The sequence below is a fragment of the Bradyrhizobium sp. Crot121 genome, assembly GCF_059512385.1.
Genome location: NZ_JCAMOR010000078.1, coordinates 18504 through 32777 on the forward strand (window position 1 = coordinate 18504; position 14274 = coordinate 32777).

A 14274-nucleotide genomic window follows, 5' to 3' on the forward strand; every position below is an offset into this window, starting at 1 on the left:
GCCGATAGCAGCAACGCGCCGGGCGGCGCGGGACCGAGATGACCACAATGCGCGACCATTCCGCCGAACTTAGGTCGGTGGAACGTGAGGCTGTCGCCTGGGCGCAGAAATTGCTGTCCGGGGACGTAACGTCGGACGATGCAGAGGCGTTGAAGCGCTGGTTGGCGCAAGGCCCCGATCGCGCCGCGGCATTTGCAGCGGCGCGTCGCGCTTGGCGCGACGTCGGACCGATCGGTGAAGTCCTGCGCCATCGCGGGGGCGAACTGGCCGTCGATCTCTCTGAACTGAGCTTGCGCCGTCAGGTCATGAACCGGCGCGTCCTGCTCGGCGGCGGATTGGCTGCGGCCGCCGGGGCGACGTATCTCGCTATCGATCCGCCGTTAGGCTTATGGCCGTCGCTATCCGAGGCGCGCGCTGATTTTCGCACCGGAACCGGTGAGCAGCGGGTCGTGACCTTTGCAGAGAATGTCTCGATCAACATGAATACGCAGACGAGTCTTGCGATTCGCCATCCCCAGGATGGTGTCGATCGAATCGAACTGATCGCGGGTGAGGCGTCGTTTGCGACGTCGTCCCACACGCGCCGAGCATTGGCGGTGCTGGCCGCGGGCGGCTCGGCCATCGCGAACACTGCCCGCTTTGACGTCCGCCACATAACGTCCGACCAGAAGGGGGCCGTGTGCGTCACCTGTTTCGATGGATCGGTTCACATTGTACACGGGGCAAACGCGGCGGAACTTCAGCGGGGGCAACAGATCCGCTACGACTTGAGCGGACTTAGCCAAATTGCGACGGTCGACATGGAGAGTGCGTCTGACTGGCAACGTGGCATTGTCGTCTTTCGCGCGACGCCGCTGGCGGAGGTGGTCGCGGAAATCAACCGTTATCGGCCGGGCCGCATCATCCTAACCAATGCAGTCCTTGGGAAGCGCGAGGTCAATGGCCGTTTCCGAATCAATCAGATGGACGATGTTCTGACGCGGTTGGAGCAGGCCTTCAACGCCAGGATCCGGACGTTGCCCGGCGGCATCATGCTGTTGGGCTGATGGCAAAAAAAGTCAAAAAAATTCTGGATTCTGTGCCCGTTTGCGATCGGGTTTCCGTCTTGCTTCTGACATCACCCTGGAGACCGCCAGCCGGCGCGGCGAAGGTCGCACTGGTCGCGAGGGATTGCAAGGAGCCCCTGCGTGCCCCTCCATCACTTCGACTGCCGCTCATCCCATGCCCGTCGGTCGTTACTCCGCACCGTCAGCGTGCTTGCGCTCACATTAGTGGGCGTCCACAGCGCGCAGGCAAGGCCGCTCGGCGGCTCGTCGGGCGTTGCGGCGACGACGGCTGCGATCAACGCGGCCAGTGCGGCCTCGCAGCAGGCGCAGGAGGCGGCGAAGCAGAGCCAGGGCGCGCTGTCGCGGGCCGTCCAATCCATGCAGGCGGTGCAGGCGGCCGCGCGGGCCGCCGCGATGGTCTCGCAGCGCTCGACGACGTTGCCGCAGGTGAGCGTGCCGAACGGCCTTGCGGCCGGCGGGCTGCAGGTGGCGCCGGGCGGCGCCTGGCAGGGCGCCAATGCCCCGACGCAGTCGGTCAGTGGCGGCCAGACCAATGTCGGCATCCAGCAGACGGCCGCACAGGCCATCCTGGAGTGGAACAGCTTCAACGTCGGCGCCCAGACCGCCCTGACGTTCAACCAGCGCGGCAATGCCGACTGGGTGGCACTGAACCGCGTCACCGGCAGCAACAGCCCGAGCCAGATCCTTGGCAGCATCAAGGCCGACGGCCAAGTCTACATCATCAACCAGAACGGCATCATCTTCGGCGGCGCCAGCCAGATCAACGTCGGCTCGCTGATCGCCTCGACTGCTGCCATCACCAACGCCCAATTCCAGAATAATGGCATCTACTCGACGCAGAGCGGCACCGACAGCAACAACCACCCTAACTACGTGCCGAGCTTCACCGGCGCCGGTGGCGTGGTCAGCGTGGAGGCCGGGGCGCAGATCACGACCCATGCGCCGGCCTCGGCGACCTCGGGCGGCGGCTATGTGCTGCTGATGGGCACACAGGTCAGCAACGCCGGCCTGATCCAGACCCCGAACGGGCAGGCCGCGCTCGCCGCCGGCGACAGCTTCGTGCTCCGCCCCGGCTACAGCACGATCGGCAATCCCAGCTCGACCACCCGCGGCACCGAGATCGCGCCGCTGTTCGGCAGCGGCAGCTTGAGCGGTGCGGTCGGTAACAGCGGCCTGATCTACAGCCAGCAGGGCGATATCACGCTGGCGGGCCATGCCGTGACCCAGGACGGCGTCTTGCTGTCGACCACCTCGGTGAACCAGCGCGGCACCATCCATCTTCTGAATTCCGCCAGCGACGGCACCGGCCGCGTCACCCTGACCGGCAATGCCTTCACCGCAATCGTGCCCGAGACCGACAGCGACGCCATCGCGCTCAATTCCAAGCGCGACGCGCTGATCGCGGATTCGACGACGCAGAACATCGCGCGGCCCGCTGCCGCCGCCGGGCAGTTCGACAACCTCTCGCTGCTGGCCGACCGCGAGGACCAGTCGCGGATCGAGATCGTCAGCGGCGGGATCGTCGATGTCCAGAACGGCTCGCTGACCCAGGCGCAGGGTGGCCAGATCGCGGTCGGCGCCGGCCAGCGGGTGTTCGTCGCAAAGGGCGCCACGCTCGACGTCTCCGGCACCACCGGCACCGTGCTGCCGATGAGCGCCAACAACATCGCGGTCAACGTCCAGGGCAACGAGCTGCGCGACAGCCCGCAGAACCGCGACAGCCGCAATCTGTTCAACGCCAATGTCTGGATCGACGCCCGCGACCTGACGCTGGTGCCGGCCGGCACCGGCGGCTACGCCACCGATCGCTATTATACCGCGGGCGGCCTCCTGGAGGTCTCGGGCTATCTCAACAACACCGGGCACCGGATCGGCGAATGGACCGCGGTCGGCGGCAGCATCACGATGGCGGCGCCGGAGGTGATCGCGCAGCCGGGCTCGACCTTCAACATCTCCGGCGGCTCGGTGAGCTATGCGCCGGGCTACATCATGACCAGCAATCTGCTTGGCGCCGATGGCCGCCTCTACAACATCGGCAATGCGCCGGCGGACGTAAAGTTCGCGGCGCTCGGCGGCAGCTATAAGCGCTCGCATCGCGTCGAAGGCAATGTCGACGATCGGCTGACCGAGATCTGGACATCTCCGTTCGGCAAGGGCAGCGTCAATCTGCGCTGGGAAGACGGCTACACCGCGGGCCGCGACGCCGGCAGTCTCATCCTGTCGACGCCGACCTCGCTCTTCGAAGGCCAGATCGTGGCCGGCGTGATCGACGGCGAGCGCCAGCGCAACGCCCGCCCGGCCGGCGTCACCGATGGCTACAAATTGACCCAGGACGTGGCGCCGCTCGCCGGCACCTTGGCGCTCGGCCAGTACACGACCCTCGGGCTGGCCGGCGCCTACGGCACCGATGTGGTGTTCGGCAACGTGGCCGCCAATGTGGCCAGTTCGATGTCGGCGGCGAGCTCAGTGCCGACCGAGCGCGCCAACACCGCCTGGTTCGATGCGCCGACGCTCGACAGCTTCGGCCTAGGCGGCCTCAACATCAACACGACCAACAAAATTGCCGTCAACGCGCCGCTGAGCTTCGCGCCGGGCGCGCAGGTCAAGCTGGTCGCACCGACTGTCGACGTCGCGGCCGACATCACGGCGCGCTCCGGCACCGTCACCGTCAGCAACATGCTTACCAGCGCTGCTGTGGGCACCAAGACGCTGACGACCCCAGCCGGCGGCGCCGACCTCACGCTGAGGAGCGGCGTTACGATCGACGCCCACGGATTGTGGGTCAACGAGTCGACCGATCCGGACAGCGCCGCCAACCTCGGCTTCCTGAACGGCGGCAGCGTCACCTTCGATTCGTCGCAGAATGTCGCCTTGGCGGCGGGCAGCACCATCGACGTGTCGTCTGGCGGCGCCGTCCTTGCCGACGGCAAGACCCAGGGCGGCAAGGGCGGCAATGTCACGATCATGGCCGGCCACGCACAGCAGGACGCCGGGACGCCCGGCGATGGGACTCTCGTTCTCGACGGCACCATCCGCGCCTATGGCGTCACCGGCGGCGGCACGCTGACGATCTCTTCGCCTGGCAACCTCCTGATCGGCGACAACGCAGCGCTGGCGGGCGGCGTGCTGCCAGCCGGCGCGCCGGCGCCCGTCGCGCTGAAGTTCAATCAGGCGCTGACCATTCCGGCGGGCCAGCCATTGCCCGTGGCGCTGACGCTGACCTTTACCTCAATCGCTTATGACGCGCCGCTCCCGGTTGACGTCCGGTCGGCGGGTGCGCCGAGCACGCCGACCGGCGCGGAATGGATTATTCCGACTGGGATATTGGTGCAGACACGGGTGAACGGCAGCACAGAGTATTACGAGGCAGGTCGCGTGTTGCCGGCGGGGTCGGTCATCTCTGGCTTTAGCCTGGGCGGATACACCGGTGATGTCTTTCCGGCCGGCACCGTCTTCCCTTCGAGCGTTTTTCCCAACGGCATTCCCGTCAAGCCCTATCAGATCACGTACGCCGCTGGATCGGTTCAATCCACGCCGATGACCTATCCGGTCGGCGCGATCATTCCGGCGGGAGCGGTGCTGCCCGTGACCGTGGCGATCACGCCGGCGCCCGCGCTCACTCCGTCGTTCTTCACCGCAGGATTCTCCAGCTACGACATCAATGGCGGGCAGGGGGTTCTCGTCGCGAACAACACCGTTCTTACGCCCTCGATGCCGGTCTACCGGTTTACCGCTGACAGCTATACGGCGCGCAGCGGCAGCGATCCGTCGTCGGCGATGTCGCTATGGCTGCCGCCGCTGTTCACCGAAAGCCCGACGAGCGCGACGCTGACGCAGCGCGCCGGCGCCAGCGTGACCTTGCGGTCGCTGATCAGATCCGGGGGCGGGGGGCTCGTCGATGGCGGCGCGATCGTCGTCAGCGACGGCGCGTCGATCAGCGTCGATCCCGGGCAGAGCATCAAGCTCGATGCCTTCGGCCAGATCACCGTGCTCGGCAATCTCACCGCGCGCGGCGGCAGCATCAACCTCGTCAACGACGCTGATGGCAGTTCCTTTGACCAGGGGCGCAACTTCGATGCGGCGGGTAACGGCCGCGGGGTTTCGATATGGATCGATGCCAATGCCAGGCTCGACGTGTCCGGGCTGGCTTACCGCGCGTTCGATTCAGCCGGTCACCCTTACGGCCAGGCAACCGATGGCGGCGCGATCGCCATCAACGGCGGCGGCGCCTTCGTGATCGTCCGTCCGGGCGCCGAACTCAATGCCGACGGGACGCAGGCCGCGATCGATCTCGCGGCGGGCGGCAATCCGCAGACAGCCAGCCAGCCGCTGACGCTTGCCAGCAACGGCGGCTCCATCAGGCTGTCCTCGCAGAGCGGGCTCTACCTCGACGGCGACATGCGCGCGTTCGCCGGTGGCGCGGGCGCCGCGGGCGGCAACCTCTCGATCGCGCTCACCACGCCGGTCTTCCAAACGCAGTCGTTCCCCTTTGACCTGACTACTAAGTCCGCCTCTATTCCAGCGACCGCAGTCCTCCCCAGCGTGATGACCGTGGTGCAGGAGCGCCAGCCGTCGTTGTTGCCGTCCGACATCGCGCCCGGCACCAAGGCCGCCTCCCTCATGTTCGGACGGACCACGGTGAGCGCCGACATGGTCAAAGCCGGCGGGTTCGACAGCCTGACCCTGATCTCCGGCGACTACATGCACTTCTCCGGCAACGTGTCGCTGGCGCTCGGCCGCAGCCTGACGCTGACCGCGGCGGCCTTCACGTCAGGGGCGCCCGTGTCCGGACCGATCGATTCCTCGATGCAGCCGACGACCGGCAGTGTGAAGCTGTCGGCGCCCTACATCCTCTTCAGTGAACCTGCGTCCGAGGTCAAGGATGGGTTCACCAGCGGCAGCATTCGCAATCCCGGCGGCGCGGCGGTGCCGACCATCGCGACCTTCGAAGCTGACGCTAACCAGATCGACATCCAGGGCCTCGTCCAGTTCTCGGCGCGCGCGCCGAACAACATGTTTGCGCCGGGGTTCCTGACGACGAAGCTGGTCAGCCAGGGCGACATCCGCTTCCTGTCGATGGCTGAGGTCATCACGACGCAGCTCGCCACCAGCGGCAATCTCGATCTCCTCGCCGCACAGCTCTATCCGGCGACCAACACCCTTGCCGCCGTGATCGCGGGCAGCGGCAATTCCGATCCCACCGTGACGCTAGCCATCGGGCGCACCACCGACACCATTCCGGACGCGCCGCTGTCGGTGTTCGGCAGCCTCGCATTCCAGGCACCGATCGTCGAACAGGGCGGCATCGTCCGCGCACCGTTCGGCTCGCTGACTTTCGGCATGGGCTATCCTGTCTTCACGCCACGCGTCGATCTGCTGCCCGGCAGCCTGACCTCGGTCTCCATGGCGGGCCTGACCATCCCCTATGGCGGCACCATCGACGGAGTCACCTACAGTTACAACGGGGCCAGCGTGCGCTCCGTCGCTCTGACCAACTATGGCAACACGGGGAATTGGTCCGGCATCACGCTGGATGGGCAATCGGTCAATGTCGCGAGCGGCGCAATATTGGACATGTCCGGCGGCGGTACGCTCAGCGGCGCGGGCTTCGTCTCCGGACGCGGCGGCTCGGTCAACGTGCTCGGCACCCCGCTCGCCAACGCCAATCCCGCGACCCCGGTCAGCAAGGCCAGCGACAAGGTCTACGCCGTCGTGCCCGGCTATGCGTCCAGCTACGCACCGATCGCGCCCGAGAACGGCGCGGGCGATCCGGTGGTCGGCCAGCAGGTCACCATTCCGGCGGGCGTTCCGGGCCTGCCGGCCGGCACTTACACCTTGCTGCCGTCGAATTATGCGCTCTTGCCCGGCGCGTACCGCGTCGAGCTTGGCGGCAGCAGTACCCAACCGATCGCCAGCCCGACGGCGATCGGCAACGGCACCTATGCGGCGTCGGTTTCGACCGGCATCGCCAACACCGCGATCAAAAGCAGCCTCCCGGTGAAGGCCCTGATCACTTCAGGCGCTTCGGTTCGCAACTATTCGCAATACAACGAGCAGAGCTACAGCGATTTCTTCACTGCGAATGCCGCACAGTTCGGTGGCCTGCGTCCGCTGCTGCCGGCCGACGGCAAGGCGCTGCAGGTGAAAGTCGAGGCGCCGTCATCCCCGGCGACGGGATCGGCACTGACGTTCGACGGCACGGCCTTGTTCCAGGGCGCGCAGGGCGGCATTGCGGGACAAGCGTTGCTGCAGGGCGTCGGTGAAATCTATGCCGATGCGCCGACGGCCGGGTTCACCAGCGGCTCGGTGCGCGCAGCCGATCTCAATGCCCTCGGTGCACCGCGCCTGATGGTCAACGGCTACGATGGGATCGTCGACGGCGCGATCATTTTGCAGGGGGGAAGCGACATCGTCATCCGTGACGGGGTCACACTCAGAGCAGGCGAGATATTCCTCGTGGGCGGCAACATCAGCGTCGGCAACAATGTGACGTTGACCACAATCGGGCAAGGCGCCGCGCCATTCGATTCGGACTCGACCGGCATGGGTTACAACACTGCCTACGGCGTCTCAGTGCTGGCGCTGTCCAACGGTGCCCTCAATTTCCTCGGCTCGCAGGGCAACGGCGCCATCACGATCGGAGCAGGAGCGCAGCTTTATTCCGAAGGCACGCTGGCGTTTGCGACCAACGGTGCGTCCACGATCGATCAATCGGCCCATTTCGGATCGCGCAACATCGCGCTCGCGGTGGGCACCATCAATATCGGGGATGCCGCGATCGTCGCAGCGGCCGGCGCGCCGACCGGATTGCTGTTCGACCAGACGCTGTTCAACACGCTGGTCAACGGCGATCCGCTCCATGGGGCGCCGGCACTCAAGACCTTCACACTCAGCGCAGCCAGTGCCGTCAACCTGTTCGGCAGCGCCGCGCTCGACGCCACCGGCAGCGGCGTCGATCTCGTGCTCAACGCGTCAGCGATCTACGGATACGGTGCGGCAGGCGACCGCAACGTGATTGCCGCCAACAGGATCACCTGGAACGGGATCGCCGGCGCCACGCCGCCGGCCATCGCCGCGGGCGGGCCGGGCACCGGCACGGGCACGCTTGATCTCGTCGCCGAGGTGGTCGATTTCGGCCGCTTCGTCTCGCTCGATACCAGCTCGGTGAGCCGCGTCGTCTACGGCTTCGGCAACGTCAACATCACCGGTCGATCGCAGATCGTCTCGGCGGGCGACGGCAAGCTGTATGTCTACCAGTCCCCGAGTTCCGATCCTGCGGCCGTGTTCGGCCGGAGCGGAACAGGCGGCAACCTGACGCTGACGACCCCCTTGCTGACCGGCGTGCAGAAGTCGGTCATGGCCTATGCTGCCGGCGGCGCGCTCAACGTCGTCGCGCCCGCAGGTGCTAGCCCGAGCGCGGCGGAGACCACGGTGTCGGGCGCCGAGATCGATCTGACCGGCGACAGCGTCGCCATCGGCAGCACCATCCTGCTGCCGAGCGGCAAGCTCGTGGTCAACGCCACCAACAACATCGCGCTCAATGACGGCAGCCGCATCGATCTGAGCGGCCAGCCGTCTCAGATCCAGAAGGCCACGGTCTACGGCTTCGGCGGCACGGCGATCTTCAACAGCGCGCAGGGAGGCCTGACGCAGGCCGCGAGCGCGACGATCGACGTCTCCGCCACCAACGCCGATGCCGGATCGATCAGCATCAGCGCGGTCAATGGACCGGTCGCGCTCCACGGTGCGCTGAACGGCACGGCGGCGGGTGGCTACACCAGCGGCGACTTCAGCGTCACCACCGCCATGCTCTCCAACGCCGACTTCGCCGCGCTCAACGCGCTGTTGACCCAGGGCGGCTTCTTCGACGCGCGCAGCTTCGACATCCGGACCGGCGATCTTGTTATCACCGACGGCGTGAAAGCCCGCAGCGTCACGGTTTCCGTCGACGGCGGCAGCCTCACCGTCGCCGGCACCATCGATGCCTCCGGCGCCGCGCCGGGTACGATCCGGCTCTCCGCCGGCAACGGGTTGACGCTGGCCTCGAGCGCGGTGCTCGATGCTCACGGCACGGTGCTGCAGGCCGACAGCTACGGCCACGCCATCGAGGCGAAGAACCGCGGCCATATCGAATTGACCGCCGCGGGCAGCACGCTCACCCTGTCGCCGGGTGCAACGATGAACCTCACCACGCCGGATGGCGTGGCTTATGGTGACGTCCAACTGAACGCGCAGCGCACCGGCGAGACCTCGGGCGACATCGCCATCGCCGCCGCCGGTCCGCTCACCATCAAGGGCGCGTACAGCATCGCGCTCAACGCATTCTGGACCTATGACCTGCCGGGTGGCAGCGCCATCAGCCAGGCAACGCTTGACGGCTACGACGCCGCGAGCACAGCCTTCATCAATGCCGCGCTGACGAACGGCGCGCTGCAGGGCAGGATCGCAGGTTTGTCGTCCTACGGCCGCACCTTCCATTTGCGCCCGGGCGTCCAGATCACCTCGAGCGGGGACCTGTCGACCTCGGGCGATATCGACCTCGCGAAATATCGTTACGGCGCGAGCGCCGATCGTGACCCCAACTCCGCCACTTACGGGGCAGGCGAACCGATGGCGCTCGTGGTGCGCGCGGCAGGCGGCCTCACCGTCAAGGGAAGCATCTCGGACGGGTTCAAGTCAGCTCCGGGAACGCCAGCGGTCTACACTCCGATCGATATCCCGAACGATCCCAACGCGCAGTTGTGGTCGCCCAGCGACACCAGCCTGAACAATTCCAGTTACGTTTATTCCCGCAGCGTAACGCTGATGAATGACTGGACGATACCAGACGACCAGTTCTACCAGGATATGGTCTCGATCTATGGGGTCCCATTTGTCGATATCAATGGCCGTCAATATTGGCCGGGTAACACCATCCCGGCCGGCACCACGCTGGATCCCGGACCTTCGTTAGGGGGGAACAACTTCTTAGTCTTCGATATCGCCAATTTACCTCCCCTCGGAGCGGTGGTCACGCCCGGAATTCCCGGCGCGACCGGAACATCGGCGACAGCGCCAATGCTGGCGCCCGGTTCGCTCTCCGCGTCGGTTCGCCTCGTGGCAGGTGCAGATCTCGCCGCCGCCGATCAGCGCGCGCTGCAGACGGCACGGGCGCTCAACGGTCGCGGCAATCTCACGCTGAACGATCCCGCTTACGAATCCTCGCGCATGTTCAGTGTGGTCCGCACCGGTACCGGCAATCTCGACCTGCTCGCCGGTGGAAGCTTCAGCGAGGCCACGCCTTACGGCGTCTACACCGCCGGCACACAATCCGCGCCGGTCCTCGCGGCTGACGGCAGCAACCCTTACGACGTCGTTGGAGCCGCGAGCAGCGGCACCTGGCACGCATGGTATCCGGAGCATGGCGGCGACCTCCTGCTCACGGCTCAGCAGGATGTCACCGGCAACATCCAGATATCCAACAATAACAATCGCTGGGTCGACTCCGATCTCACCGGCAACTGGTTCGGCCGGCAGGGAGGCGGAGGCTTGTCCGCCGATCCGACCGCGTGGTGGGTCAACTTCGGCTCCTACGCAAAGACCTCTCCAGATCCCGACAAGAAGCAGTTCGTTGGTTTCCAGGGTATCGGCACCCTCGGCGGCGGCAACCTGACTGTGATTGCGGGCGGCAACGCCGGCGTGACAGGCAACGGCTCGACCGGTCTCGATCTCGCGGTGGCTTCGACCGGACGGGTGCTGGCGGACGGCACACTGCTGCAGACCGGCGGCGGCGATCTCACACTGAAAGTCGGCGGCAAGCTCAACTTCGTAATGCCGATCTTATCTTCGCAAGTGCCCGACTATTACGGCTCTATCACCGATCTGCGCGGCGATATTGTCGTGAAGGCTGGTTCTATCGGCGCGTTCGCGGTGAACAACAGCGGTGCCGCCTTCACCTCTGTCGATCCGCGCGCAACCGATCCCAATATCTTCAAACGCTCGCTGAAGACGCCTGGCCCGATCTTCACTCCGGGTGACGGCACCGTCAGCATCATGACGCGCGGCGACCTGGTGTTCGGCGGCGCCGGTGATGCCGGCATGGGAGCCCTGGTCGATCTCAACGGCATTCCCTACACGCTGCGCAATGCGGATGGCACGACCACGCTCGTCGCCAGCGGCGGACAATCGAGCTTCACGCTATGGAGGCCGGCGACTGCGATCAATCTGTATTCAGCCGGCGGCGACGTCGCACCGTTGACGGGGACCGCCTTCAACGCCGTCGAAAACAGCAACAGCTTCTATCCTGGTACGTTGATCGTCGCTGCGGCCGATGGCGATATCCGCTTTGCGGAGCCCGTGTCCGCCAATCAGACCTTCCCGGTTCTCGAACTGATCCCATCGCCCTCAGGCCAGCTCGAACTGCTCGCCGCAGGCTCGATCTACGGCTCGACCCAGGTGGTCGCAATGTCAGGGGCCGATATGAGCACGCTGGCAACGCCGTTCCGTCCCGTGTTTACCATGCCGGTAAGCAACGGCAGCATCACGCACGCCAGCCCGACCTCGGCCTACATGCTCAATCCGTTCAATCCGATCGCCTTCGGTGAGGACACGCCCATCTCCAATCTGCATGCCGGCGATACTCGGCCTGCGCTGGTCTATGCCGGCGTCGATATCGACGACCTGATCCTCGGGCAGCAGCAGAACGCCAGCAGCAACTTCCGAACCGCTCCGAACCGCGACACCTGGTACATCGCAGCCAAGCCGTTCGAGGTGATCGCCGGGCGCGATATCGTCGGCACTGGCACGACGCCAAGCGTGTTCCTGAACACGAGCGAAAACGATATCTCGCTCGTGCTGGCCGGCCGCGATATCATCTACCAGTCGGTCACCATCGCAGGCCCCGGCCTGCTTCAGGTGCAGGCCGGCCGCAACCTGTACCAGGGCTATTACGGGTCGCTGGTCAGTGTCGGCGATATCGTCAACCCGTTGAACAAAGCGGGTGGCGCCGGCATCACGGTGCTGGCGGGCGTCGGCCCGAGCGGTCCCGATTATGCTGCTTTCGCCAAGCTGTATTTCGATGCCGCCAACCAGTTGCCCAAGGACACGCCGCTCGCCGGCAGCGGCAAGGTGGTCCACAGCTATCACCAGGAGTTGCTGGCCTGGCTGCAGAAGCGCTTTGGCTACACCGGCACCGCAGCGGACGCGCTCGCCTTCTTCCTCGCTCTGCCCACGGCGCAGCAAGGCGTCTTCGTGCGTGACGTCTATTACAAGGAGCTCACCCAGAGCGGCCGCGAATACAGCGGTGCGATCACGAGCCCGCGCCTTGGCTCCTATTTGCGCGGCCGCGGCGCGATCGCGACGCTGTTCCCGGATCAGGATGCCAACGGCAAGCCGAGCGCCTATTCAGGCACGCTCACGATGTTCAGCGGCTTTACAAAGGATGTCTTGGGCAATCCCCACCTCGCCGATGCCGGCATCCAGACCCAGTTCGGCGGTGGCATCCAGATCCTCAATCCGGGCGGAAGGACGCTTATCGGCGTCGAAGGCGTGTCGCCGGGCGCCGGCGCGGGCCTGATCACGCAGGGCTCGGGCGACATCGACGTCTATTCGCTCGGCAGCGTGCTGCTCGGCCAAAGCCGCATCATGACGACCTACGGCGGCAACATCCTGGTGTGGTCGGCCACCGGCGACATCAACGCCGGCCGCGGCTCGAAGACGACGACGATCTTCACCCCGCCCAAACGCACCTACGACCCCTACGGCAACGTTTCGCTGTCGCCGGCCGTGCCGTCGGCCGGCGCCGGCATCGCAACGCTCAACCCGATCGCGGAAGTGCTGCCAGGCGACATCGATCTGATCGCGCCGCTCGGCACCATCGACGCGGGCGAGGCCGGCATCCGCCATTCCGGCAACGTCAACCTGGCCGCGCTTCAGGTCGTCAATGCCGCCAACATCTCCGGGCAGGGCACGGTCACGGGCGTGCCGACTGTGCAGGCGCCGAACATCAATGCCGCGCTGGCGGCGAACAGCACCGCCGGAGCAGCGCAAAAGACTACGGCGCCGACGCAGTCCACCACCAGTGACCAGCCGTCGATCATCATGGTCGAATTCCTGGGCTTCGGCGGAGGGAATGGCACGGAGCCTGATGCCAACAGGGAACCCGCGCGCAAGAAACAGAGCCAGAACTACGACTCCAACGGCATGTTCCGGGTGCTCGGCAACGGCACCTTTACGGCGGAGCAGACCAAGGATCTGACAGAGCAGGAGAAGCGCAAGCTCGACGACGAAGTGAGGAACAGAGCGTTGTAAAGGCAATGCGGCTGCAACGAGTCGTCGGAGGTTGTCGCTGAATTGCCGGCTGTTCCGGCTGACCAGTCCGCTTGCCCGTGGCGGACGACGCGAACCCGACCCCGATCTCGAGCGGCAAGCCGTCGTCCAAACTGGTTTGCGTCGGGGTGTTAGACGCCGTGAATAGACTCGCCGTCGCGCGTCGTCGTGGTCACGGCCATATTGAAAGCCTCAGTGGCAGAGAGGTTGGCAGGATCGGTAGCCGACACCTGGACGCCAGCGGTGCCGATATTTGCCGATGTCGGCGTGCCGTTGAAAGTTTGCATCGTCGCATTGAACGTCAGCCATATGGTACGCGCCGCGTCGTTCAGGCCGGTTGCCGAATAGGGGAGAGGGCTGCCATCGGGATCATTGAAGGTGCCGCCGGGCGGCATCAGCGACAAGGCCGAGCCGACGACCGCATTCTGGTTGGGGGTCTGGGTCGCGAACACCAGTGGCGTGTCGGTTGTCGAGCCGGTATCGTTAAAGACGACACCAACCCGGTAATTGTCGCCCACGGCTCGAAAAGTGGCGGTCTCATTGGTGGATGTGGCGGTCGCCAGCAGCGTGCCGCTCCAACGATCGACCACATGGGCACTGGTATTTAAGTGCCATTATAAAAGCGGATCATCGTATCGGTTCGAGCACTCCTCCGGATTATGGCAGCCTTGCATTGGGGCCGCTACGGCCGAGCGATCTCCTGACCGTGCGACGAATGCCCATTTTCGGCCGGATAAGCCCAGGGGTGCGACGAGCAAGTCATTGATTGTTCTCACCCCGCGGCTGTCTCTTAACCATGAGCCACCGACCAGCAGCGTGCCGCCTAGGTCGCGTGGACAGTTATCTTAGCCAGAGCAGAGTTGCGGCGATAGCGACGACAGCGAAGTAATTTCGTGCGGTT

3 protein-coding genes and 1 pseudogene are annotated in these 14274 nt (G+C 65.6%); 3 read left to right on the top strand and 1 reads right to left on the bottom strand.

The window, feature by feature from the left end; all coding sequences use genetic code 11:
• Nucleotides 1-47: 47 nt before the first annotated feature.
• From AC5ZGW_RS38005 to AC5ZGW_RS38015, 3 genes and pseudogenes are all read left to right on the top strand, one after another.
• Nucleotides 48-197 (top strand): annotated as a pseudogene (locus AC5ZGW_RS38005) (DUF4880 domain-containing protein); the annotation flags it as partial.
• Between the two features lie 93 nt (nucleotides 198-290).
• Nucleotides 291-1046 carry a FecR family protein gene (locus tag AC5ZGW_RS38010; RefSeq protein ID WP_245474882.1) on the top strand — a complete coding sequence of 252 codons (756 nt, stop codon included), beginning with the start codon at nucleotides 291-293 and terminating at the stop codon, nucleotides 1044-1046.
• Between the two features lie 141 nt (nucleotides 1047-1187).
• Nucleotides 1188-13355: a filamentous hemagglutinin family protein gene (locus tag AC5ZGW_RS38015; RefSeq protein ID WP_130227846.1), complete on the top strand. Its 12168-nt coding sequence runs from the start codon at nucleotides 1188-1190 to the stop codon at nucleotides 13353-13355.
• A 149-nt stretch (nucleotides 13356-13504) separates the two neighbouring features.
• On the opposite strand, the gene AC5ZGW_RS38020 is transcribed toward AC5ZGW_RS38015, so the two are convergent.
• On the bottom strand, nucleotides 13505-13963 hold the full coding sequence (locus AC5ZGW_RS38020; RefSeq protein ID WP_130227847.1) for a putative Ig domain-containing protein: 459 nt from the start codon (nucleotides 13961-13963) through the stop codon (nucleotides 13505-13507).
• Nucleotides 13964-14274 lie beyond the last annotated feature (311 nt).